We start from the raw sequence: 229 nt of genomic DNA, 5'->3' as shown, positions 1-229 counted from the left end.
GGGCGCGCAGCCGCGGCGCCTGCGCGGCATGGTCCACTCGGAGGCCGTGTTGCTGGCCGTCGGCGGCCTGGCCGGAGGCGCCCTCAGCGGCTGGGCCCTGTGGGAGATGCTGGTCAAGGTACTGACCGGCGACTTCGATCCGCCACCCGCGGTCCTCTCGGTCCCCGGCGCCTACCTGGCACACACCGGGGCCACCGCCGTCGCCGCCGTCCTGGCCGCGGCCCTCAAC

Annotated in this window: 1 protein-coding gene; it reads left to right on the top strand. The window is 76.4% G+C overall.

Going from position 1 to position 229, the window contains the following annotated elements; genetic code table 11:
- Nucleotides 1-229, top strand: a 229-nt coding sequence (locus KVT45_RS55945; RefSeq protein WP_217562818.1) for an FtsX-like permease family protein, incomplete at both ends; no start/stop codon positions are given.

Origin of the sequence: Streptomyces sp. GbtcB6 (assembly GCF_019091475.1) — a bacterium.
GTDB lineage: Bacteria > Actinomycetota > Actinomycetes > Streptomycetales > Streptomycetaceae > Streptomyces > Streptomyces hyaluromycini.
The sequence above is the reverse complement of the archived record's forward strand: the minus strand, read 5'-3'. Positions and strand labels throughout refer to the sequence as shown.